The organism is Clostridium thermarum (assembly GCF_006351925.1).
Lineage (GTDB): Bacteria > Bacillota > Clostridia > Clostridiales > Clostridiaceae > Clostridium_AU > Clostridium_AU thermarum.
Genome location: NZ_CP040924.1, coordinates 1,799,070 through 1,822,858, shown reverse-complemented (window position 1 = coordinate 1,822,858; position 23,789 = coordinate 1,799,070). Strand labels below are relative to the sequence as shown.

Annotated in this window: 30 protein-coding genes; 5 read left to right on the top strand and 25 right to left on the bottom strand. The window is 35.8% G+C overall.

The annotated features are described in order from the left end of the window. The gene (locus FHY60_RS08280; RefSeq protein WP_139904522.1) at window positions 1–351 is read right to left on the bottom strand and encodes an Asp23/Gls24 family envelope stress response protein; all 351 of its coding nucleotides are present in this window, start codon (window positions 349–351) and stop codon (window positions 1–3) included. A gap of 192 nt (window positions 352–543) precedes the next feature. Here FHY60_RS08280 and rpmB point away from each other — a divergent pair, with 192 nt between their 5' ends. Beyond that, complete coding sequence (rpmB, locus tag FHY60_RS08275) at window positions 544–735, top strand: 50S ribosomal protein L28 (protein WP_139904521.1); 192 nt, start codon at window positions 544–546, stop codon at window positions 733–735. Window positions 736–826: 91 nt separating this feature from the next. Here rpmB and spoVM read toward each other — a convergent pair whose 3' ends face one another. The 18 genes from spoVM to FHY60_RS08190 form a co-directional block, all read right to left on the bottom strand. Next, window positions 827–895, bottom strand: a complete 69-nt coding sequence (gene spoVM / locus FHY60_RS18695) for a stage V sporulation protein SpoVM (protein WP_139906340.1) — start codon at window positions 893–895, stop codon at window positions 827–829. A gap of 21 nt (window positions 896–916) precedes the next feature. Continuing rightward, complete coding sequence (locus FHY60_RS17855; protein WP_180375492.1) at window positions 917–1,084, bottom strand: hypothetical protein; 168 nt, start codon at window positions 1,082–1,084, stop codon at window positions 917–919. A gap of 67 nt (window positions 1,085–1,151) precedes the next feature. After that, window positions 1,152–1,787 carry a thiamine diphosphokinase gene (locus FHY60_RS08265; protein ID WP_139904520.1) on the bottom strand — a complete coding sequence of 212 codons (636 nt, stop codon included), beginning with the start codon at window positions 1,785–1,787 and terminating at the stop codon, window positions 1,152–1,154. Window positions 1,788–1,803: 16 nt separating this feature from the next. Then, complete coding sequence (gene rsgA / locus FHY60_RS08260) at window positions 1,804–2,670, bottom strand: ribosome small subunit-dependent GTPase A (protein WP_139904519.1); 867 nt, start codon at window positions 2,668–2,670, stop codon at window positions 1,804–1,806. 15 nt (window positions 2,671–2,685) lie between these two features. After that, window positions 2,686–4,584, bottom strand: a complete 1,899-nt coding sequence (pknB, locus tag FHY60_RS08255; RefSeq protein WP_139904518.1) for a Stk1 family PASTA domain-containing Ser/Thr kinase — start codon at window positions 4,582–4,584, stop codon at window positions 2,686–2,688. A gap of 2 nt (window positions 4,585–4,586) precedes the next feature. Then, on the bottom strand, window positions 4,587–5,306 hold the full coding sequence (locus FHY60_RS08250) for a Stp1/IreP family PP2C-type Ser/Thr phosphatase (RefSeq protein WP_139904517.1): 720 nt from the start codon (window positions 5,304–5,306) through the stop codon (window positions 4,587–4,589). Window positions 5,307–5,321: 15 nt separating this feature from the next. Further along, complete coding sequence (gene rlmN, locus FHY60_RS08245; protein WP_139904516.1) at window positions 5,322–6,356, bottom strand: dual-specificity RNA methyltransferase RlmN; 1,035 nt, start codon at window positions 6,354–6,356, stop codon at window positions 5,322–5,324. 10 nt (window positions 6,357–6,366) lie between these two features. After that, window positions 6,367–7,692 carry a 16S rRNA (cytosine(967)-C(5))-methyltransferase RsmB gene (gene rsmB, locus FHY60_RS08240; protein WP_423243581.1) on the bottom strand — a complete coding sequence of 442 codons (1,326 nt, stop codon included), beginning with the start codon at window positions 7,690–7,692 and terminating at the stop codon, window positions 6,367–6,369. Between the two features lie 15 nt (window positions 7,693–7,707). Continuing rightward, window positions 7,708–8,637, bottom strand: a complete 930-nt coding sequence (gene fmt / locus FHY60_RS08235; protein WP_139904514.1) for a methionyl-tRNA formyltransferase — start codon at window positions 8,635–8,637, stop codon at window positions 7,708–7,710. Window positions 8,638–8,639: 2 nt separating this feature from the next. After that, window positions 8,640–9,092: a peptide deformylase gene (gene def / locus FHY60_RS08230; RefSeq protein ID WP_139904513.1), complete on the bottom strand. Its 453-nt coding sequence runs from the start codon at window positions 9,090–9,092 to the stop codon at window positions 8,640–8,642. Window positions 9,093–9,109: 17 nt separating this feature from the next. Further along, complete coding sequence (gene priA / locus FHY60_RS08225) at window positions 9,110–11,317, bottom strand: primosomal protein N' (protein WP_139904512.1); 2,208 nt, start codon at window positions 11,315–11,317, stop codon at window positions 9,110–9,112. A gap of 30 nt (window positions 11,318–11,347) precedes the next feature. Further along, window positions 11,348–12,541 carry a bifunctional phosphopantothenoylcysteine decarboxylase/phosphopantothenate--cysteine ligase CoaBC gene (gene coaBC, locus FHY60_RS08220; protein ID WP_139904511.1) on the bottom strand — a complete coding sequence of 398 codons (1,194 nt, stop codon included), beginning with the start codon at window positions 12,539–12,541 and terminating at the stop codon, window positions 11,348–11,350. Beyond that, on the bottom strand, window positions 12,541–12,759 hold the full coding sequence (gene rpoZ / locus FHY60_RS08215) for a DNA-directed RNA polymerase subunit omega (protein ID WP_139904510.1): 219 nt from the start codon (window positions 12,757–12,759) through the stop codon (window positions 12,541–12,543). The genes coaBC and rpoZ overlap by 1 nt, the downstream gene beginning before the upstream one ends. Then, window positions 12,740–13,369, bottom strand: coding sequence for a guanylate kinase (gmk, locus tag FHY60_RS08210; RefSeq protein ID WP_139904509.1), 630 nt, complete (start codon window positions 13,367–13,369; stop codon window positions 12,740–12,742). Before gmk ends, rpoZ begins: the two co-directional genes overlap by 20 nt. Then, the gene (gene remA / locus FHY60_RS08205; RefSeq protein ID WP_139904508.1) at window positions 13,369–13,641 is read right to left on the bottom strand and encodes an extracellular matrix/biofilm regulator RemA; all 273 of its coding nucleotides are present in this window, start codon (window positions 13,639–13,641) and stop codon (window positions 13,369–13,371) included. The genes gmk and remA overlap by 1 nt, the downstream gene beginning before the upstream one ends. A gap of 13 nt (window positions 13,642–13,654) precedes the next feature. Then, on the bottom strand, window positions 13,655–14,539 hold the full coding sequence (locus FHY60_RS08200) for a YicC/YloC family endoribonuclease (RefSeq protein ID WP_139904507.1): 885 nt from the start codon (window positions 14,537–14,539) through the stop codon (window positions 13,655–13,657). Window positions 14,540–14,660: 121 nt separating this feature from the next. Continuing rightward, window positions 14,661–15,653 (bottom strand): asparaginase, encoded by a 993-nt coding sequence (locus FHY60_RS08195; RefSeq protein ID WP_139904506.1) that lies wholly within the window; start codon window positions 15,651–15,653, stop codon window positions 14,661–14,663. Window positions 15,654–15,860: 207 nt separating this feature from the next. Continuing rightward, entirely contained in the window at window positions 15,861–16,064 is a 204-nt protein-coding gene (locus tag FHY60_RS08190) for an H-type small acid-soluble spore protein (protein ID WP_139904505.1), read from the bottom strand. Between the two features lie 91 nt (window positions 16,065–16,155). Here FHY60_RS08190 and mscL point away from each other — a divergent pair, with 91 nt between their 5' ends. After that, window positions 16,156–16,554, top strand: a complete 399-nt coding sequence (mscL, locus tag FHY60_RS08185) for a large conductance mechanosensitive channel protein MscL (RefSeq protein WP_139904504.1) — start codon at window positions 16,156–16,158, stop codon at window positions 16,552–16,554. 215 nt (window positions 16,555–16,769) lie between these two features. Further along, on the top strand, window positions 16,770–17,468 hold the full coding sequence (locus tag FHY60_RS08180; RefSeq protein ID WP_139904503.1) for a class I SAM-dependent methyltransferase: 699 nt from the start codon (window positions 16,770–16,772) through the stop codon (window positions 17,466–17,468). A gap of 39 nt (window positions 17,469–17,507) precedes the next feature. On the opposite strand, the gene FHY60_RS08175 is transcribed toward FHY60_RS08180, so the two are convergent. From FHY60_RS08175 to FHY60_RS08165, 4 genes are all read right to left on the bottom strand, one after another. Continuing rightward, window positions 17,508–17,852, bottom strand: a complete 345-nt coding sequence (locus tag FHY60_RS08175; RefSeq protein ID WP_139904502.1) for an SdpI family protein — start codon at window positions 17,850–17,852, stop codon at window positions 17,508–17,510. Between the two features lie 226 nt (window positions 17,853–18,078). Continuing rightward, window positions 18,079–18,411, bottom strand: coding sequence for a GNAT family N-acetyltransferase (locus FHY60_RS08170; RefSeq protein WP_139904501.1), 333 nt, complete (start codon window positions 18,409–18,411; stop codon window positions 18,079–18,081). A gap of 65 nt (window positions 18,412–18,476) precedes the next feature. Next, a complete protein-coding gene (locus FHY60_RS17850; protein ID WP_180375491.1) occupies window positions 18,477–18,647 on the bottom strand; it encodes a hypothetical protein in 171 nt (56 codons plus the stop codon). Window positions 18,648–18,919: 272 nt separating this feature from the next. Continuing rightward, window positions 18,920–19,342: a hypothetical protein gene (locus FHY60_RS08165; protein WP_139904500.1), complete on the bottom strand. Its 423-nt coding sequence runs from the start codon at window positions 19,340–19,342 to the stop codon at window positions 18,920–18,922. Between the two features lie 165 nt (window positions 19,343–19,507). Between FHY60_RS08165 and FHY60_RS08160 the strand changes: the two genes are divergently transcribed. Further along, window positions 19,508–20,509, top strand: coding sequence for a polysaccharide deacetylase family protein (locus FHY60_RS08160; RefSeq protein WP_139904499.1), 1,002 nt, complete (start codon window positions 19,508–19,510; stop codon window positions 20,507–20,509). A gap of 72 nt (window positions 20,510–20,581) precedes the next feature. Beyond that, complete coding sequence (locus FHY60_RS08155) at window positions 20,582–21,565, top strand: polysaccharide deacetylase family protein (protein WP_139904498.1); 984 nt, start codon at window positions 20,582–20,584, stop codon at window positions 21,563–21,565. Between the two features lie 59 nt (window positions 21,566–21,624). Here FHY60_RS08155 and FHY60_RS08150 read toward each other — a convergent pair whose 3' ends face one another. Further along, complete coding sequence (locus FHY60_RS08150; protein WP_139906338.1) at window positions 21,625–22,761, bottom strand: AI-2E family transporter; 1,137 nt, start codon at window positions 22,759–22,761, stop codon at window positions 21,625–21,627. Between the two features lie 96 nt (window positions 22,762–22,857). Further along, window positions 22,858–23,481, bottom strand: coding sequence for an HAD family hydrolase (locus FHY60_RS08145; protein ID WP_139904497.1), 624 nt, complete (start codon window positions 23,479–23,481; stop codon window positions 22,858–22,860). Between the last annotated feature and the right edge of the window lie 308 nt (window positions 23,482–23,789).

Below are 23,789 nucleotides of genomic sequence, written 5' to 3'. Positions count from 1 at the left end.
TTAGACTCTTACACCTTGTACATTCACTGTAATAGTAGATACTTTAATTCCCAAGAAGCTTTCAACATTATACTTTATTTTCTGAATAATATTATTGGCAATTACAGAAATTTTAGTACCGTACTCAACTACTACGTATAATTCAACAGACAATTCATTATTTTTATAGTGTATTTTAACTCCTTTGTGCAGGTTTCCACCTTTAATAAGTTCCCAAAGGCCATCAGTAGCATTTTTTGAGGCCATGCCAACTACACCGTAGCATTCCATTGTAGATAGACCAACTATATTAGCAATTACTTCTTCGGAATAACTTACCAGACCAGTTTCGTTAGTTATACTTATCATAATTAATCCTCCTCGATTATTTCCATATAGTTTATTTTATATTAAATATTACTTATATTCAAGAAAATAATAATAATTGATGTATTCTTCGGTAATAATTTTATATTTTGCTTGCATGTTTTATGCATTCTATGCTAAAATAATAAATGTTTGAATTGAGAGTTAATCTTGATGTTACATAAGGAGGTGTTTTCAATGTCAAGAAAATGTGAAGTTTGCGATAAAGGTGTTGTCTTCGGTGTTCAATATAGTCATTCACACCGTCAATCAAAGAGAACATGGACTCCAAATATAAGAAGAGTTAAGGCTATAGTAAATGGAACCCCAAAAACTGTACACGTTTGTACAAGATGCTTACGTTCTGGTAAGGTTCAACGTGCGGTGTAAAAATAAAAAAATGCAGTTGTCATAAGCAATTGCATTTTTTTATTTTTTGTGATTAAAAGTCTTAGGAGTCTTTAACTCCAAGTTTGACTTTTCACTTTCTTATAAAAATTTTTATTATTGAGGAAAGAAATTTAGGTAGTTTAATAGCGATTATTTTCATATGTCCTCCTCATGAAAATTACTAATGATGATTGTGATTCATTATTTGCCACCCACAATATATGATAGCTATACCAGCTGCAGCAATCCAGCCCCATATAGGTACAACTACCGAAAGTACAACGCCTACACCTATACATGTAATTATGAGCCCAAGCTTTTTCTTAGTCTTTTTTAATGGCTTCCACATGCAAATCACACCTCATCATTATTTCATTATTTATTATATGAGGAAAATTTAAATCTGTTACAACTTTTTAGTCTCTGCTGAAAATAATTAATAAGGTGCCCTCTTTAAAGGATAGCTGAACATTAAGGCCAATAAACTCATTAGATATGGCAATATTATCCTCCGGCATCAGATTATGATTACATAGCTCATATTTGGCTCCACGTATATTAAGCCCCTTTACAGTTCCACCATAAGCAATAAGGGAAAAGAACCTGTATCCTTCGTTTACAAGCTCAACATCCCTGTCAGCCATGAATAAAAGATTATTGTCGTCCTTTATAGTGGCCTTTATGTCACTTTTTAAGCATTTATAAAGTAAGCCTACATTGGCCAAGGTATGATCTAACCTGCTGCCAGTGGCCCCTAGTATGGTTACTTCATCAGCCTTTAATTCCAAAACCTTGCTGACTGCAAGCTGAGTGTCCGTATAATCCTTTTCCGCAGGAAATCTAATCATTTCCTTCTTTAGCGCGGCCATCCTTTCAAATATTGTCCTATCTACGGAATCAAAATCTCCAACTAAAATATCAGGCTCTATATTATATTTATTCAAGCACTCCAAACCTTTATCAATTCCAATGATATAATCTGACATCTGAACTTCTTTTTCTATAAGTTCTTTTGAAGGAGGACTTCCTCCTGAGATAAGTAAAGCTTTCATATTGTTACATCCCTACCTAATCGTATAATTTGACTTTAGAAATTTCCTCCAGCATAGTGGTATAACTTTGGTATCTCCCCTGTACGATAATACCTTTTTCCACCGCCTCTTTGACCCCACAGCCTGGTTCTTTGTAATGTAAACAACCTTTAAACTTACATTGGTACTTATATTCTTCAAATTCAGGAAAACAGTGCTGAAGCTCCTCTTTTTTTATTTTAGTTATATCAAGGGAAGAAAATCCCGGAGTATCAACAATAAAGCCGTCTTCAACCGCTATAAGCTGACTATGTCTTGTGGTATGCTTACCTCTATTGTTCTTTTCGCTTATTTCACCGGTTTCCATCACATTACTGCCGCAAAGTCTATTTATCATAGTTGATTTCCCTGCGCCAGAAGGTCCACATACCACGGTAACATTGTTTTTCAAATACTTACCGACTTCCTCAAGGCCTTCTCCGGCCTTTGCGCCAATAAAGTGGTATTTATAGCCTATCCTTCCAAAATAATTTTCTATAAATTCCAGGTCCTGTCCTGCTGCCAAGTCCCTCTTATTTACAAATAACACTATATTTAGGTTATTGCTTTCACATACTACTAAAAATCTATTCAGTAAATCTAAATTAATATCGGGGTTTTTTATTGAAAAAACTACAAAGGCCTGAGTTACGTTAGCCACATTGGGTCTTATGAGTTCACTGGTCCTGGGTAGTATCTTTTCAATAACTCCTTTATTATTTTTTACAGCAATTTCAACTCTATCACCGACTAGAGGGGTAAGTTCATTAAATCTGAACTTACCCCTAGCCTTACATTCTACAACTTCATCATCAACTTTTACATAATAGAATCCGCCAATACCTTTAATGATAGTTCCTATCATATATCCTCCTCAAGATTACTCTTCCTGCTTTTCATAGTATTTTATATTTATTGCCGTTCCTTCTTCTACAGAGGTACCTCCTGCAGGACTCCATTCAAAGATCTTACCGTTATCTTCATCAATGTCTGTGGGAACAGCTTCTTGAGCGCCCATTTTTAGTTTAAATTGAGCCAGGATAGTTTCAGCTTCCTCTATAGTTTTACCCATTAAGTTTGGAACAATTACTGTTTTATCTTCTTCTAGTACATAATACTTAATATCTATTACTGCCCCTTCTTCAACCTTGGTATTTGCAGCTATATTTTGTTCTGCTATTTTGTCTGCTAGAGTTTGGTCCTTTGTTGGTACCTCTGTTTTATTGCCTAATTTCAACTTAGCTGTTGTGAGCAGAGCCTCTGCCTCTTTAACAGTCTTACCTTTCAAGTCCGGAACGGTAGAGAAGACAACTTCCGGTCCCAAGCTCACTACTACCTGCACTTTTGTTCCCTTTTCAGCTTCTGTATCCGCTGTGGGCGTCTGGCTTATTATAAAGTTCTTTGGCACAGTATCATTGTATTGCTTATCGGATATAACCAATTCAAAGTTTAGGTTTTGTAATATAATTTTAGCCTGTTCTACATCATAATCTAAAACAGATGGTACAGTATTCTTTCTAGGACCTTTACTTAATCTAACTCCAACTACATTATTTGGAGCCTTTTCACCTGCAGCAGGGAAGGTTTTTATAACACTGCCGGCAGGAATCTCATCATCATAGTCATCATCACGTACCTCAAACTCTAATCCCAATGCTTCAATTTCAGCTTTGGCTTCAGCCTCGGTTTTACCTATTACGTTTGGTACCAGTACCTCTTCTGAGGTCCTATCAGGCTTATTTGTATTAGGAGTTTTATTGGTTCCTCCAAATACAGCCCAAGCAGACAAAGCTCCGAGGGCAACTACCAATATACCTGCCAAAGCAAACAACAATATCTTCTTTGTTGTTATATTAACTTTTGGCTCATCATCAAATTCCTCATCAGCATGTGGAATATTGACTGGTTCCATTATCCTGGTATGATCCTTCTCCACAGAAGAGGGAATTATCTCATAATTTAAGTCCTTCTGTATACGCAGTAAGTCCATAAGTAATTCTCTGACAGTCTGATACCTGTTATTAGGATCCTTTTGTATACACTTCATAATAAGAGCATTTAAGCTCTCAGGTATACTGCTGTTAAGATGCTTTGGCGGTATAGCATCATCTTGAAGGTGTTTTAAGGCTATAGTAACCGGGCTTTCTGCATCAAATGGAAGTTTTCCGCTTACCATTTCATAGAGTACTATTCCCAGCGAATATATATCTGTCCTGGCATCAACAAAATTTCCTCTTGCCTGCTCCGGTGAAAAATAGTGAGCAGATCCTATAACCTTATTTGAGTTTGTTATAGTAACATTACTGCTGGCTTTAGCTATGCCAAAATCTGTTACTTTAACTACGCCCTCATCTGTAACCATTATATTCTGCGGCTTAACATCCCTATGTATTATATTATTCCTGTGAGCACAATCCAGAGCCTTTGCAATTTGAATGGCTATGTCTATGGCTCTTTCGTAACTCAATCTTACATTTTCCTTTATAATTTGTTTAAGAGTCTTTCCCTTTACATATTCCATAACAATATAATTTATATCTCCTTGGCTGCCTACATCAAAGATGTTTATGATATTATTATCTGATAAATTAGCAACAGCTGTTGCCTCGATTTTGAATTTATCAACGACGGCAGGATCATTGGCATAATCTCTTTTTAGTATCTTTACTGCATCATAACGGTTTAGCTTATGGCACTTTGCTTTATATACCTCAGCCATCCCGCCTTCACCTATCTTTTCAAGCAATTCATATCTGTTATTTAATATGGTTCCAATCATTATTACACTCCCCCTTCAATAACCATCACTGTTATATTATCTCTGCCGCCTCTTTCTTTAGCAATATTTATCAGCTCTCGGCAAGCCTCCACATTATTACTATACTTTTTGATATATTCATAGATTTCCTCCGGCAGAACTTCATTAGTTAGGCCATCTGTACACAGGATAATTTTATGTAAATCTTTTATACTTATATCAAAGATATCTATGTCAACATCAATACCAGTTCCCAATGCTCGAGTTATGATATTTTTGTTTGGATGCAGCTTTGCCTCCTGCTCTGTTATACTACCTTCGTCTATCAATTGCTGAACAAGAGAGTGATCTTTGGTAACCTTTAATATTCCCCCGGCTTTAATAATATAGCAGCTTGAATCACCAACATTGGCTACAATTCCACCTTCTCCATTACACAGATAGGCTGTAATAGTTGTCCCCATTCCTTTTAGATTATTATTTTCCAAAGCTCTTTCGTAGATGACCTTATTGGCATAAAGCACAGAATTTCTCAGCAGGTCCTTAGGTTTCTCCTCGTTTTTATGCTCAATAACATATTCAATAACCTTTTCTGCTGCCAGTGCGCTGGCAATTTCACCGGCATTGTGGCCCCCCATTCCATCAGCCACAAGATATATTCTAACACTTTCATCCTCATAGAAGGAATAATAATCCTCATTGATTTGTCTGACATTCCCCACATCTGTTAAGGCCCCCAGCATAACTTCACCCCTTTCTTATATGTTCCTACTATCCATATAACTTTTTCTTAATTGTCCGCAAGCTGCATTAATATCCGCTCCAAGTTCTCTACGTATTGTTGTTTCAATGCCGGCACTTTCCAGCCTCTCCTTAAAGGTACGTATACTTGATGTAGAGGACTTCTTTAAAGCACTTTCCTTTACTTCATTCATAGGGATTAAATTCACATGGCAGAGCATACCCTTAAGAAGTTTTATTAACTGCTCGGCATCTTCATTACGATCATTGATATTATTTATAAGCGCATATTCAAAGGTTATTCTTCTTCCTGTTATATTTATATAATATTTACAAGCTTCAATAATGTCAACAATTGAATACTTATTTGCTATGGGCATAATTTTCTTTCTTTCCTCATCCCAAGGACTGTGGAGAGAAATTGCCAGAGTAACCTGGAACTTTTTATTTGCCAGATCATAAATTTTCGGAACTATACCACAGGTTGAAATTGTTATATGCCGTTGTCCTATATTTAAACCGTGCTCCCAATTTACAAGTTCAAAAAACTTGAGAACATTATCATAGTTGTCTAGTGGCTCACCGCTACCCATGATTACAACGTTGGAGATTCTCTCACCAATTAATCTTCCTCCCACAATAACTTGAGATAAGATTTCTCCACCGGTTAAATTTCTTACACAACCATTTAAGGTTGAAGCACAAAACTTACAGCCCATTCTGCAGCCAACCTGAGAAGATACGCAGATTGTATTCCCATGTTTATATTTCATCACAACCGATTCAATAATATTGCCATCCCTATATTTTAGAAGCATTTTTACGGTATCGTCCACTTTAGATTTATATGCTTCAACAACTTCCGGAATGTCTACATAAAACTCCTCTGATAACTTTACCTTTACGGTGGAAGAAAGATTTCTCATTTCCTCAAATTTAAAGACTCCATTATAAATCCAATCAAAGACTTGTTTCGCTCTGAACTTTTTTTCTCCCTGTTTTTCCATCCATTGTTGAAGTTCCTCTAAATTTAAATCTAAGATATTGTTCATCCTTATACTCCTATAACTTCTTCTTTAATTTTGCTATAAAAAAGCCATCCATATCCTTATCCGGTAATATTGTCAACATACCGTCAGCGCTATATATAAAATTAGTTCTTTGACCAAAATTCAAAGTCTCAAGAGTAAAATCATTATTTTTCTCTAGGAAGGAATATATTCGTTCCTCATTTTCGGCTCTGTTTAAGGTACAAGTTGAATACACCAGTATTCCGCCTTTTTTTACATATCTGGATGCATTATTTAGGATCTTATCCTGCATAGAATACAAACCTTCTATTTCCTTCATGGTTTTAGTCCATTTTATTTCCGGCTTTTTCCGTATTATACCTATACCGGAGCAGGGGACATCAACCAAAACTCTGTGATAGGACTCATCAAACTCTTCATTATAAACTGATGCATCCATAACCTTGGCTGAAATATTTTCAATATGTAATCTTTTTGCATTATCCATTATCAGTTTAATCTTGTGGTCGTATAAATCAAAGGCCTCAACCCTGCCGGTACCTCTGAGCAGTTCTCCAATATGTGTACTTTTGCCCCCAGGAGCAGCACACATATCCATAACGAAGTTGTGCTCCATTACAGCTAAGGCCAGGGTAGCCATCATAGCACTCTCATCCTGAACTGTGAAGTAACCTTCCTTGAACAAAGGATTATTTTCTATATTGCTGCCTTTTAAAATCTTTATAGCCTCAGGGCATACTGCTCCTTCTTCTATATTGTAGTTCAGTTTAGTCAATTCATCCCAAACTTCATCATAATCAAAACGCATACTGTTAATTCTTACTGTAACACTGGGCGTAGAATTTAAACCGGCTAGTATCTGCTTTGCCCTTTCCTCTCCATATTGTTTAACAAAGAGCTTCACCATCCACTTTTCGAAGGAATACTTATAAGCTAATTCACTAATTGTTCCACTTTCAGGGTTATAGTTTCTCTCTTTATTTCTTAGATACCCTCTCAACACTCCGTTGACAAACTTACTGGCACCAATAGAAGTCTTTTTTGCTAAGTTTACAGCCTCATTCACAATGGCGTACTCCGGTACCTTATCCAGATAAATGAATTGGTACAAGGACATTCTCAGTATATTCAGCACCCTATTATCCAATTTTTTTAAGGGACTTTTAACTAGGCCGGATAATATTACATCCAATTTATACTTGTATTTTAGAGTCCCATATACAATTTCTGTTATCAAGGCCCGGTCCTTTTCTTCTACATTGTATTGATTCAGAAGCCTTCTGAGCACTATATTTGAATAAGCTCCATCCACCAGCACCATTTCTAAAGCCATTACAGCAATTTCTCTAACGTTCATTATTGCTACCTCAATTTACTCTAAAATTATACCTTCTTCTATGCTGTTGCCATTAAGAAAGCTTTCAATTGACATTCTCTTTCCATTTGGGAACTGTAATTCCTTAATAGCAAGGTAATTGTCCGAAGCTGCTACCACTAGGCCATCCTTAGAGGCCTTTACTATAAGTCCAGGAACTTCTCCCTTATTTTTCCCCAATACATCTGAAGTAAAAATCTTCATAGACTCACCTTTATACTTAGTATAAGCAACCGGCCAAGGATTCAATCCCCTTATCAAGTTATTTATTTCTTTTGCAGATTTACTCCAATCTATCAAGGCCATTTCCTTGTTTAACATTGAAGCATAACAGCTTTTACTATCATCCTGCTTTACCGGCATAATTGTCCCATCTGCTATGCCCCGAAGAGTTTTCACCATTAACTCAGCACCGTTTACTTTCAAGGCGTCATGAAGGTCACCTGCAGTCATATCTTCTGTAATATTAATTTTACTTTGCAGCAGTATATCTCCTGTATCTAAACCAACATCCATCAGCATTGTGGTATTTCCTGAGTATTCTTCTCCATTAATTATACTCCAGTTTATAGGTGCAGCTCCTCTATACTTAGGAAGCAGTGAAGCATGTAAATTGATGCAGCCATACCTTGGAATATCCAGCACTTCCTTGGGAAGTAATTGGCCAAAGGCCACTACTACAATAAAATCCGGTGCTATTTCCTTTAATATATGGATAGTTTCTCTATCATTTTTCAGTTTTATCGGCTGATATATGTCTATATTATGTTTTAACGCTTCCTCCTTAACCTCACTGTAAGTCAACTTCTTTCCTCGTCCCTTTGGCTTATCTGGCTGTGTTAACACCGCTGCAACATTAAAATTATCTATACAAGCCTTTAAAGTAGGAACCGCAAACTCAGGGGTTCCCATAAAAACTATCTTCATATTTAATTTCCCTCACTCTTTACTAATTTATCTATAAAAAGTATTCCATCCAAGTGATCTATTTCATGGCATATAGCCCTGGCAAAAAAGTCCTTTGCCTCCAAGATAAATTCCTCACCGTTTTCATTGAGTGCCTTAACCTTTACTCTGGTAGGTCTCTCGACCTCTCCTTGTCTTCCTGGAAGGCTGAGGCAGCCTTCTAAGCCTACACACGCTCCCTCTTTCTCAAGGATTTCAGGGTTTATGAAAACATGAACTCCTTCCCCTACATCCACAACGGCAACTCTTTTTAAGATTCCAACCTGAGGTGCAGCCAGACCAACCCCCTCTGCAGCGTACATTGTCTCTATCATATCTTTAACCAGTACTTTTATCCTGTCATTGACTTCATCAACAACCTTACTTTTCTTTCTTAGTATTTCATCATGGTCGGTTCTAATATTTCTTAATGCCATAATCAATTTCCTCCACTCTAAATTAAATTATTTGGGTTCACATCTAAATTCAATCTTACTTCAGTGTATACATTTTTTAAAGAATCATATACAATATCTTTAATCTTCGCTGCAGTTAAATGATCAAAGTGACCTTTTAATATAATCTGCCATCTATGCATATCCTTTATCTTAGATATTGCACAGGGACACGGACCTAATATACTAATATTATTCTTATCTTCCAAGTAACTATTTATTGCTATACCTAAATTCTTAATTGTAGTAATCAGCAAATCTACCTTGCTGGAGCTAAGGTTAATATTTATAAGTTCAGTAAAAGGCGGATAATTCATATTATTTCTGATGCCTATTTCTCTATTATAAAAACTTGTGTAATCATTGCCCAGTGAATATTGAATACTATAGTGGTCAGGTGTATAGGTTTGAATTATTACTTCACCTTGTTTATTGCTTCTTCCAGCTCTTCCTGCCACCTGGGTCAGAAGCTGAAAGGTCCTTTCCGCTGACTTATAGTCAGGCAGATTTAAGGTAAGATCTGCGGCCAATACCCCAACCAAGGTAACATTGGGAAAATCTAAGCCCTTAGCTATCATTTGAGTTCCAATTAATATTTGAGCTTCACCTTTTTTAAAGCTTTCATATATATTTATATAGGAATTTTTCTTTCTGGTGGTGTCCATATCCATTCGTAGAGTCTTTGCAGAGGGAAAGTATCTTTTAACCTCCTCCTCAACTCGCTCTGTTCCAATGCCAAAATACTTTATATATTTGCTTGAACACTCCGGACATTGATTATGGACCGGCTGTCTGTAGCCGCAGTAATGGCAGTGCATCAAATTATCTTCCTTATGGTAGGTTAAGGTTATGTCGCACTGCTTACATTTATACACAAAGCCGCACTTTCTACAGGAAACAAAGGTAGAAAATCCTCTTCTGTTTAAGAAAAGAATAATCTGCTCTCCCCTTCCCAAGGCCTTTTCAATAGAGGTGTAGAGCTTAGAACTGAAGATGGATCGATTATTCTTAGCCAGTTCCTCCCGCATATCTGCCAAAACCATATTAGGAAGCTTTGCATTATCTACCCGATTTTTTATTTCTATCAGCTCTAGTTCTCCTGCTTTAGCACGATAGTAGGTATCCATAGAAGGAGTAGCCGTACCTAATACCAGCTTACTCCCTTTTTGCATTGCTATAAACTCTGCTATTTCCCGAGCATCATATTTAGGATTGCTTTCAGATTTATAGCTGTTTTCATGTTCTTCATCTATTATGATCAAGCCAAGATTGGAAAAGGGTAAAAACAGAGCAGACCTAGCTCCAATAGCTATTTTAGTTCTCTTGTTTTTTATACGCATCCATTCATCAAAACGTTCACCATCAGACATTTTGCTGTGGTAGACACTGATGTCACTGCCAAATCTCCCTTTAAACCTTTCAATCATCTGTGGAGTCAGTGAAATTTCAGGAACCAATACAATACTGTCCTTACCCTCTTTTAGCATATTTTCTACTAAATTAAGATATATTTCAGTCTTACCGCTTCCGGTAACACCGTGTATAAGGTACTTGCCTTTATCACTATTCATAATAGTTTCCACAGCTTTTATCTGTTCTGCATTAAGGGTTTTTGCTGTATATTTTCCATACTCCCTGTCATCTAATCTATCTACAATCACTTCTTCCAAAGAGAGCATATGATGCTTTAACATTGTATTGATGGAGCTTAAGGAAAAGCTGAACTTGTTACTGAGAGTAGTTCTTGTATAAAGGCCGTTTTCAGCTTTTACTGCATTATAGATTTCAATATATGGAGATTTGTCGAATTTCCCGGCAGGCATCTCCTTAGCATATAGTACTCTTTCCGTTTTGTTGGTCATACCTTTAATAAGTCCTGTTGGAATGAGCAGTCTGATGCAGTCTATATAGGTGGCCAAGTAACGTCTTTTCATCTGCTCTATGAGTGCTATACCTTCTTCATCAAATAATGGGCTTTCATCACAAAGTGTCCTTATGGGTTTAATATATTTCATCTCTTCCTTTAGCTCTTCCTTAAGCTCCATTATAAATCCGTCAATTAACTTATCGCCTTTTCCAAAAGGAATCTTCACTCTTTGACCTAGTTTTACTTTTCCTAAAAGTTTTTCTGGTACTTGGTAGGTAAATATTTTATCCACCATTATAGAATCATTATTAACTACTACTCCGGCATATTTATATTCCATAAGCACTGCCCCTTAAAATAAAAAAGCGCACTAGCGCCTTTTTCCTATAGTATTAAAAATCTCCTCTGCCACTTCTCTTTTGCTCATCTTATCCAAAGAAATCATACTTCCATCCTTTGAAATGATGTTTACTTTGTTATAATCTGAGCCGAAGCCTGTATCCGTCGGCATTATATCATTTGCTATGATATAATCCAGATTTTTTTTTGCTAGCTTTATCTTAGCATTTTGAATTAAGTCGTTACTTTCTGCAGCAAAACCCACTAGTAATTGATCCTGAGTCTTTAGCTTACCAAGCTCCATTAAAATATCATTGTCCTGGACTAAGCGCAAATTTACTGAGTCACCGTCTTTCTTGATTTTTATGTTGCTGTAGTTTTCCACCTTAAAGTCAGAAACTGCAGCACATTTTATTATTATATCACTTTGGTGAAAAAAGCTAAGTACCGCATTGTGCATTTCAGCATTAGTGTTTACCTTCACTACATTTACACCTACAGGCGGTTCTAAGTTTGTAGGTCCAGAAACTAATATAACTTCTCCACCTCGGTCACGAGCTTCCTCTGCCAAAGCATAGCCCATCTTGCCCGAAGAATGATTACAGATATACCTAACAGGATCAATGGGGGCAACCGTTGGGCCGGCAGTGATAAGCACCTTTTTACCCATTAAATCTTTGATCTTATATAGTTTTGAAAGGGCAAACTCTGTAATTAGTTTTGGATCCGGTAACTTTCCTTTACCCTCGTCACCACAAGCTAACCTGCCAGAGGCAGGCTCAATGAATGTATAACCAAAGGCTTTTAATTTTTCAATATTTTGTTGCACAATAGGATTTTCATACATATTGGTGTTCATTGCAGGCGCAAAAACTACCGGTGCCTTAGAAGCCATGATAGTAGTTGAAAGCATATCATCTGCAATACCGTTAGCTACTTTGCCAATGATATTAGCTGTAGCCGGTACCACAAGAATCAGGTCTGCTTTTTTTGCTAAAGAAATATGCTGAATTTCCCAAACCTTTGGTTCTTCAAACATATCCACAATGACCTTGTTTGAGCTTAGTGACTGAAAAGACAAGGGTGTTACAAATTCCGTAGCATGCTCAGTCATTATAACATCTACGTTTATATCCTTTTTTCTTAAAGCACTTACAACCTCAAGTGCTTTATATGCAGCTATCCCACCGCATACACCAAGCACCACATTTTTTTTGTATTTCATTACTTAATACCCTCTTTTAATGATTCATAGACTATAGCCCCAGTGTTTACTTCATTAATTGCTACAGTTAGTGGTTTATTAGACCCAGTTTTCACCAATGGATCTGCTCCGTCTATAAGCTGTCTTGCTCTCTTTGCGGTTACAATTACTAATGAGTATCTATTGTCAACCTTTTTTAATAAGTCTACTATTGATGGATTAATCATAGAGTTGTTCATGTATTAGGCCCTCCTTAGAATCTAAAATATCATCTTTTATTCTGTCAACACGACACTTTTCTGCTATTATTATCGCTTGTATTTTCTTAACAGCTTCAGAAACTTGGTCGTTTACAACAGCATAATTATACTTTGATACATAATTAATTTCTTGATAAGCAGCTTTAAATCTTGTCATCAATGATTCGGGTGTTTCACTGCCTCTTCCTATTATTCTCTTTTTTAGCTCTTCCATGGAAGGTGGTAAAATGAATATAAATACACCACCGGGATAGGTTTCTTTTACCTTCAATGCTCCCTGTATATCTATTTCTAGAATCACGTCTTTACCAGCCTCTAGTGCCTCTAGAACACTGCTTTTGGGAGTACCGTAATAATTACCGTACACTTCAGCATATTCTAAAAAATCGTCAGCCTTAATTTTCTCTTGAAATTTATCCTTGGTTAAAAAATAATAGTTTTTCCCCTCAACTTCCCCAGCCCTAGGACTTCTTGTGGTGGCTGATACGGATAACCAAAAGTCTGAGCTTTCCAATAATGCTTTACAAATAGTACCCTTACCAGCACCGGAGGGACCGGACAAAACTATTAATATTCCTTTTTGGTTCATTATTCATCAACCTCGTCAACAGTTTCTTCTTCCTTAGATGATAGTCTATGTGCCACAGTTTCAGGCTGTACTGCAGATAAGATAACATGATCGCTGTCAGTTATTATAACAGCTCTTGTCCTTCTGCCATAGGTTGCATCGATCAGCATACCTCTATCCCTGGCTTCCTGAATAATTCTTTTTATGGGAGCTGATTCGGGACTGACAATTGCAACTAATCTATTAGCAGATACAATGTTTCCAAAGCCGATATTAATTAACTTAATATTCATAGTATTCCTCCTACTACTCTATATTTTGAATTTGTTCTCTGATTTTTTCAATCTCATTTTTTATCTTTAAAGCAGAATTAGTGATTTCTATATCATTTGACTTTGAAGCAATGGTGTTGGTCTCCCTGTTCATTTCTTGAACAATGAAATCCAGCTTTCTTCCCACCGGCTCATTTGAATCCAAAGTCGCTTTCATCTGCTCTATATGACTTTTTAATCTTGTTATTTCTTCATCAATACTGCTTTTATCCGCATAGATTGCTAGTTCCATGTTTAAACGGTTTTCATCAATAGCAACATTATCCAGAAGTTCTTTAAGCCTTTCTGCCAGCTTTGCCTTGTACTGTGTAACATGAGAATGAGCCTTACCACTGATTACCTTAACCTCATCAGAGATATTCTTACATTTAGCGATAATGTCCTCACGAAGCTTATTTCCTTCTGTACTTCTCATTTCTTTTAACATTGCTATGGCTTCAGCAAGAGCCTTTTTCAGCATACTCCAGATTTCTTCAATGTCTTCTTCATTTTCTTCAACATAGATCACATCAGGATATCTTGCAACCAAAGAAATAGAAATATCATCTCTGATATCAGAATATCTGTCTTTTATTTCCCTTAGGCATCTTACGTAACTATCCGCTAGGCTACTGTTAAACTGAGCGCTAACACCAAGTTTCTCATAGTTATTGTATGTAATAAAGACATCTATTTTGCCTCTGCTGATGTTCTCGCTTATTTCCTTTCTTATCCTGTCTTCTATGCTGTTCATCATTCGCGGCATTCTTATGTTAATATCAAGATATCGGTGATTTATACTTTTTATTTCTACATTAAAGCTTAGCTTTCCTTCAACTTCATAGCCTGACCTTCCGAAACCCGTCATGCTGTATATCATTAAAAATCATCTCCCGTCGCCTTGACAATATATAATAATTATTATACATAAACCAACACCATTATTTCAAGGCATTTTTTCTAATTTGCTCCATTATATTCATTAAATCTTCCATTTCCTTTTAATTATTCACATATAGTCCATCTTCGAATATGGCCTTGACCTCATCAACATTCCTGGTTTTGCTTAGAGCTAATATCAACTTTATCCTTGCCTTTTGTCCCGGCATATGGTCTGCAAAGATTACTCCCATTTCTCTCAGCATTTTTCCGCCACCTTCGTAACCATAGGATTCGTATACCCTGCCTTCAAAGCATCTTGACACTAGAACAACAGGCACGTTGCTGTCAATAGCATTTTGAATTCCCTTTAGCATTTGCGGAGGTACATTACCTCTGCCCATGGCTTCTAAGACAATTCCATTATCGCCTTTGTCTAGGCAAAATTCGATAAGACTTGAATCCTGTCCTGCCGTACATTTTATAAGGTCCACCTTGGCATCAATTTTATTAACTTCTATTCTTTTGGATATTCTATTGCATCTGTAAAAAATAACAGTGTTGTTATCCACTATTCCCAGGGGGCCAAAGCTGGGGGTTGCAAAGGCATTTATACTCATGGCATTTACTTTAGTAACTTCGTTTGCACTATTTAGCTCTCCGTTAAAGCATACAAGAACCCCTCGGTTTCTAGCCTCATGTGATATTGCGGTACATATAGCCTCTGCCAGATTTGAGGGGCCGTCATAGCCTAACTCCGAACTACTTCTCATGGCTCCGGTAAATACTACCGGCTTTTCAGTGTCTATGGTTAAATCCACTAGATAGGCCGTTTCCTCCAGAGTGTCTGTACCATGAGTTACAACCACACCGGATATATCATCTCTAAGTAGTAACTTCTGAATAAACTTCGACAGCTCAAACATATTATCTATGGTCATATGAGGTCCGGGCAAACTTGAAAAGGTAAGGGTTTCAATTTCACAATACCTTTCAATCCCCGTTACCATCTTCATAATTTCCTCTCCAGTAAGTCCCGGAACAGCAGCTTTGATCTTTTCATCTACTATCATCGATATTGTTCCACCATTAAAAACCACTGCTACCTTTTTCATAATATATTCCACCTTCATTCATCAACATAATTTATATATTATATATGGAAAACTTAAAATTAGAAATAGTTTTATCAAAGATTATATACTAAAATTTTATATCAAAGAGTTCAATGCTTGCCAAAATATATTTATTTCCAATTCATTATATAATAATCCTTCATGAAAATTCCATGAATTATAATAAGAGCCCATTGGAGGCTCTCATTATTTGAGTACTTTATTTCTTTTTTCCTCTGTCATAGAAAGTTCAGACAGCAGCACAAGATATTCCTTATCACCGTTTATTTCCTTAACCAGAGCTGTATCCTCTTCTTTATTTAGGCGCTCAATCCAAACAGATTTATTATTATATTCTACATCGATATACCCTTTGGATTCCACCAGTTCTTTAGCATCTTGGCAATTCATGATATTTCACCTCCAAAATGAATTAAAAATCTGTCTATAAACGCACAATAATTCTGTTATACTATAAGTATTATTGAAAGGAAGTGATTTTATGTGGAAAGAGTTTAAGAAGTTTGCTTTACGAGGCAATGTTTTGGATTTAGCTGTAGGTATAATTATAGGCGGTGCCTTCAACAAAATCGTCTCCTCTTTGGTTAACGATATCGTCATGCCTTTGGTTGGCATATTATTAGGTCATGTTGATATAAAGGAAGCCGCCCTTAAGCTAGGCGAGGTAGAGCTTAAATATGGCATGTTTATACAGAACATACTTGACTTTTTAATAATAGCTTTCTCTGTATTTATTCTTGTAAAGACAGTTAATAAGTTCAACAATTTTAGAAAGGCTGAGGAAGCAAAGGTTGAAGAGGCTAAGAAAATTTCCAAAGAAGAAGAGCTTCTTACAGAAATCAGAGACCTATTGGCTAAGAATAATTCCAGTAACCAATAAATGCATCCATATAGATGCCTTTTTTCCTATGAACTTATCATTAAATTGCCCTTTTTAGTATGAAATTTCGGTCCTAACTCTAAAACTTTACTTATAGCTAAATTTTCTTTTATTATATTAAAGGATTTTTAACCTTTTTGACTATCCACTGAATATTTTTCTTCATAACTGTTAGAATAATCATTATAACCTTGATTACATTGGAGGGAGTGTCTGTGGAAAAAGGGTTAAATTTAGCAGTATCAGATATCATTGAATGGGATGTAAAGAATTGGAGCACTGCTTTGGATTATTGGTTAAAGGAAAGCCTTCAGAATTTATCAACTTGCACAGCCTTGGAAATTGGAAGCAGGAATGGTGGTCTGTCTTTATGGCTGGCTATGCAAGGCTGCAGAGTCATTTGCAGCGACTTAGAAGGCCCTACAGATAAGGCAAAGGAACTGCATCAGAAGTATGGTGTACAAGATTTAATTGAATACCGTTCCGTGGACGCCACAGATATTCCTCTAGAGGACAATTCTATTGACCTAGTAGTATTTAAGTCTGTACTCGGAGGAATTGGCTATGGAAATAATAAAGAAGCTCAAATTAAGGCTATAAATGAGATGTATAGGGTATTAAAGCCAGGGGGAGAACTATTTTTCGCAGAAAACCTTATAGCCTCCCCAATACACAAAGCCCTGAGAAAGAGATTTGTTAACTGGGGAAATTCCTGGAGATATCCATCAATCTCAGAAATAAAGGAATTTCTGTATAACTTTAGCTGTGTCTATTACTTGACCACTGGCTTTCTAGGAACTCTTGGGAGAAGCGAAAGTCAAAGAAATATATTAGGAAACATAGATTCTATTTTCTCAAACCGTATCATTCCCGAACGTTGGAGATATATAGTAGTAGGTGTTGCGAGAAAGTAATCCAATAAGTTAAAGCCCGATACTATTCGGGCTTTTTTACTATTCTTTAAGATATTTCTTTAAAGCACTCTCTACAAATGGCAAAGGAATAAACAAACACATTATACCAATCCCTATATGAATTAGACTCAATATTTCCTTTTTAACAGGAACATACAGTTTACTAAGTAGTACTGCAATTAGCAGTACTATACCTACTTTAATCCAAATTTGCCCGCATTTTAAGTGTGCCAGTTTCCAAGTACCTTCATTACTCATAGACCTTTTCGTCCGATATCCATATAAATTATTTATTTTTCTAGGTGGAAACTTTATAAACACTAATCCTATGACAAGCATTGTTACCGGGATACTTAAATCTACAAACCAGAAAAATATATCCATAATTGAATTCCCCTTACTAAACTTTTTTCTGAATATTCACTCAATTAACAAAGTTATCCACATTTCCAGACAAGCCTTTGATCACTTTTTAGGCATTTTCGTAATGAACATACCGGTATACTTAGATACTTGTATGTAACCTTTTCTTGCAATAATACCTTCTAGGTACACATTAAAGTCTTTAATTTTACTTTCACTCATGACCTCATAAACCCCCATTTCTATATTAATTTTTCCCTATATTCCAGAACATCATCATACCATGACCAAAGTGCTCATTAGGCCCCTTCCAAAAGCCGAATTTTTCGTAAAATTCCTCTTTTCCCTTTGCAGACATCAGCCCTACTACAGCTCCTTCGCAGGCATTCTCAGCTATATAGTTCATAACTTCCTTCATCATCACTTGTCCAATTCCTTTGCGTTGGTGATCCGGATTAACTATGACATCTTGGATATAGAAGCATGTAGAGCCATCACCTATGGCCCTGATGGTTCCTACTGTTACCCCATTGTAAATAGCGCAAACTCCAAACAAAGAATTTTTCAGCCCCAGTTCCATCGATATTATATAAACCCAATATAAAAAGAAGGAAAACTCCTTCTTATATTCTTGCTTTACAATCTTTACTTAAATTCATTATTATTAGCTTTGCTTTGCAATTTTTTATCATTAACATTGCTGTTATTTACAGCTTGATTCTTTTTATCTTCTTCTATCATTCTAAAGCCTAACATAGCCATTTTCTTCCTATAACCTGTTAATTCTTCAACCATTTTTTCACTTCCTTTCAACAACTAAAGGAGAATAACCCACTATGTTAATCTTTCCTCTTATTTCTGCTTTGTTTTTCTTGGTGCTGAGCACTATCTGTAACCTTGGATCCTATATCCATATTGCTTTTTTCAGGATGACCTTTTTTAACCTTTGACATTTTTCACACCCCTTTCAAGTATATATTCCCCAAAAGAGTGAATGGTATTCGTTAATTGATTAAAAATGAGCCCTTTGGCTCATTTCCTTTTATTAGAGATTATGTTTAAATTAAGTGTCATGAGTCATGAAGACCTTAGGACAGAATATCAAAGGTCTCGTCTTTTGCACTTACCCTATAAGCTAGTCTTTCTAATTCACTTTCAAGCTCTGAAATTCTGAGGTTTAATTCAGTTATAGTATCCTTTAGAATTAAATTTTCTCTGGTCTTTTCATCAATCTCATTTAATTCTGAATCCACATATTTAAATTCTGGTTGAGTTTTACATTCAGCACATTCTACAGTCCAATTTTCAGTATCTTTATATCTTTTCACTCTGGCTTTAAACCTTGCACTATTGCAGTTACTGCAGTATTTCTTAACCGTTTCATACTTTTCCAGTTTTATATTAGCTACAATAGTTCCACATTCAGAACATACTGCTTCATACTCACCAGGTTTTTGATTCAGATTAAATATTACACCGCCACAATTAGAACAGCTTTTTGTAATCTCCATTCAAACCACCCCCATAGTATTTATGCTAGTTCTATTATTTTTATTACATAGAAAAATACAATATAAAAATATTTTTATATGTCTTTTATTTTTACATACCTTTTGACCTAAATAGACCGTATTATACATGTATAGACTTATTTTAACATTCAAGGGGGATGGAATATGAATACTAATAAATTATCCTATAGAAAAAGAAAAGGTAGTGTAAGAATATTTATCTTTACCATTATTCTTTTTTTGACTAGTTTTACAACAGTTACACTGTTTATAACCTCTTCTTCCGATGGCATTAACATAAAATCTGCTGCCAAAGGTAATGAAAAAATAACGGAACCAATAGATAAAACTGATAATACAGATCAAACTCCTAATAAAGATAAGGATTTAATTGTTAACCCTAATGATGGTACATCCCCCCAAAATACAAATATGGGAGAGCAAGAAGGACAAGTGTCTGATAATTCTGGAGAGGAGCCCCAGGAAGTACCCCCTGTTCCCACAAATGAATATGCCGTGCCGGCTGAAGAAGTATATTCTTACGGAAGAAGCGAAGGCAAGAAGTTTGCGTTTTTAACTTTTGATGATGGTCCTAATACAGTTATAACACCAAGAGTATTAGAAATCTTAAAAGAATACAATGTACATGCCACTTTTTTTGTGCTTGGCAATTCAGTTGATAATAATCCTCAAGTATTAAAGCAGATTATTGATGATGAACATGCTATTGCAAATCATACCTACAGCCATGATTATAAGATACTTTATCCTAATAAAACTGTGGATATAAGTGCATTTAAGGAAGAGCTTAAGAAAACAGATGAAGCCATTTCAAAGGCTCTGGGAACTGCCTATTCAACAAGGGTGGTGAGATTCCCTGCCGGTTCTTTCGAAAACTGGAAGAAACCCATGAGAGATGCTCTCGCAGGAGACGGGATGTATTATTTAGATTGGAATGCTGAGAACAAGGATGGTATAAAGCATAATGTAGCTATTGAAGAGCAATTAGAAACCGTAAAAAATTACATTGCAGCCGCCGAGAACAGTGATAAGAATGTGGTTCTTTTAATGCATGATTCTCCTACTAAAAAAACTACAGCTGATGCCCTACCTCAAATATTAGACCTATTAATATCAAAAGGTTATGAATTTTGTACAATTAAATAATTAAAAACCCTTTAATATTTTACAATATTTTGTTATTATAAGAATAGTTGGTATCCCTAAGGAGGTTAACTTATGCGAAAAAATAGCCTATTCGGTAGGATATCTTTTGCTGAAACAAGGTGTATTTTATCAGGTGCAGCTATAATATCCGTTTCAGCTATAATATCTATTCTTATAATAACTTTAAGAGAAATAAAAACTACAAATCTTTTGGCAGATGTTAATACAGTTTCCAATACGGCCAATTTAACCACAGTGGTTACTATAGATCACCCAGTGGTAGGTGAAGATGAACCTGCCAAAGCAAAGCCTTATGAAAATGATTCGATTTATGAAGAAATTTCGATATCAGAAATACCCTTACGAATTAAGGATACTAAAAAGATTAGGCGGACAAAATATTTTGTCCCTGCTGAACAAGTCTTTTCCTACGGCCGGAACTTTGGAAAGAAATATGCCTTTTTAACTTTTGATGATGGGCCAAGTAAAAATATAACGCCGCAGGTCTTAGAAATTTTAAGGGAACATAATGTCTCTGCAACCTTCTTCGTACTTGGAAGTGCTGTTGAAAATAATCGGGAGCTTGTAGAGCAGATTTATGAAGATGGTCACGCCATCGCAAACCATACCTACAGCCATGATTATGGAATATTATACCCTAACAAAACTGTGAACGTACAAGCTTTTAAGACTGAAGTAGACAAAACTACTGCAGCCATAGTGGCTGCAATAGGTACAACCTCTGCATCAAGAGTAGTAAGGTTTCCTTCCGGTTCCTTTGAAAGCTGGAAAAAGCCTATGAAAGAAGAGCTCATTAACAGTGGAATGTATTACGTAGACTGGAACGCTGAGAACAGGGATGGGATAAAAAACGATGTATCCTTGGATGAGCAACTTGAAGCTATTACCAATAATATTGGTAATGCTGAAGGCGCTGATGTGAACCTCATTGTACTTATGCATGATTCCTCCACTAAACAATCTACCGCTGATGCCCTACCTGCAATTATAGAATTAATTAAATCTAAAGGCTATGAGTTTGCAATAATCAAATAAAAAAAGCGGTACCTCCTATTCAAAGAATAGAGAGTATCGCTTTTTTGTGTTTTTCTTGTTTAAGTTTCATCCTGTTCTATCTCATCAGTTACTAATCGTTCATTGACCTTATTGACAAAAAGCTTATAAATACTTGCAGCTATGGGCACACTTAAGAGCATTCCCACAATTCCTCCTAATCCTCCGCCGATAGTGATGGCTGCAAAAACCCATATGCCTGGCAGTCCAATACTGGAACCAACTACTCTTGGATATATGAGGTTATTCTCTAATTGCTGCAAGATGCTTATGAAGACTAAAAAGAGCAGTGCTTTTATCGGACTAACAGTCAAAATCATAAAAGCTCCCAAAGCCGCACCAAGATATGCTCCCACAACGGGTATTAATGCAGTAGCGCTAATAAAAGCACCAACCGTCGCTGCATAAGGGAATCTGAATATCCACATGCCTATAGTACACAAACAGCCTATAATGACTGCTTCTATAAACTGACCTGAAATAAAACTTGAAAAAGCTGAATTTACTATGTGCATAACATAATTTATTTTTTCAATGCTCTTATCTTTCAAAAATGCCTTCATGACCTTTCTGATATTTAGCTCTAAGCCCTCCTTATTTGCCAAAACGTAAATGGCAAAGGTAAGAGCGATAATAAAATTCATCAGCCCACTTGTCAGTGAGCCTACAAATGCAAATGTAGAGTTCATTAGTCCCCTAAACACAGAAGTCACAGCCGACATTGCATTATGTAATAAGCCTTCAAGGTCTATTTTAAGTGTGTCTAATGCTTTTCCCACTATTTCATACTTATCACTATTTGTTTCTATAAAGTTCTCAATGCTGCCTATAATGCGGGGAACTCCTTCTATGATAACGGAAGCTGCTTTGATTAACTGCGGTATCACTATCAGCGAAAGTATAACCATTATGCCTATGATCAGTATTATGGACAAAAATATGCAGGCAGCCCTTCTAGTTCGTATAACAAACTGATTTTTTGAATTTGGAAAATAAACCTTTTCCAGCTTTATCATCAATATATTCAGTATATAGGCTATACAAAGCCCTAAAACCAAGGGCATACCAGCTTTTGTAATCCCCTTTATCCCACCGATAATTCCCTCTGAATACTTTACTATAAGTACTAGTATTGCAACTAAAATAAAGTATTTTGCAATACTAATAAATTTCTTCATGTTATTCACTTTGTTACCCTCCACACCGACTTTGCTTGGTATCTATTTTATAACCAGCTAGATAACTAGATTTCAAGTTATCTAGCTGGCTTATAATCACTCTATATCCAAGAGTTCACTTATGTCTTCTATAGCTAAATAATAACCATCCACCTTGCCAAAGCCGTACTTGGCATAAATAAAAGGTATACCTGCAAATTTTGTTGCTTCATAATCGCCCTGAGTATCTCCAACATAAACGGCGTCTCTAAGTTTATTTCTTTCTATAATTAACTTAATGTTGTTACCCTTGCTTTTATTTGTATTTCCAAAGCATTCAATATCAGTGATATATTTTTCAACTCCAGCTTTCTTCATGAATAACTCTATGTAACCCGACTGACAATTGCTAACAATGAAAAGTGAATATTTTTTTGAGAGCTTTTCCAAGGTCTCTTTTACATTAGGAAACAACAGATTTTCATTATTTTCTATCAATGCTTCATGTTCATATTTACAGCACAGTTCCAAGATATGTTCTCTTTCCTTCGCGTCAGCATTAGGAAATAAATCCTGTGCTATAACATCCATAGTCTTTCCAAATTCCTTTTTAAGTACCTCGGCAGTAATTTTGGCTGCTGATACACCTGCTTCCTCTACTGCCCTATTCCAAGCCTTTGCCACAACTTCTGTGGTATCCCACAATGTACCATCAACATCAAATATTATACTCTGCATCATAATTACCTACTTTCTATTTAATCTTATGGTTTAACAAAAATTTAAAATGCTAGCCAATTTAAATAGCTGACCTTCATATTTCTTATTTTCCGAGACTATATAACAATTATACATTGAAATCAATCATGTTCATAGCCCTTTTCTAATTTATGTATTTAGGCAAAATTAAGGAATAGCAACTGTAATTATTTCCCAGGTAATTTATCAAATACTCTCTTAGCTTCATACAGAAACAATACTATTAATCGATGGATATACTCACTTATACATAAAAATATCTTCTATTGGAAATCTTACTTATGATAGAA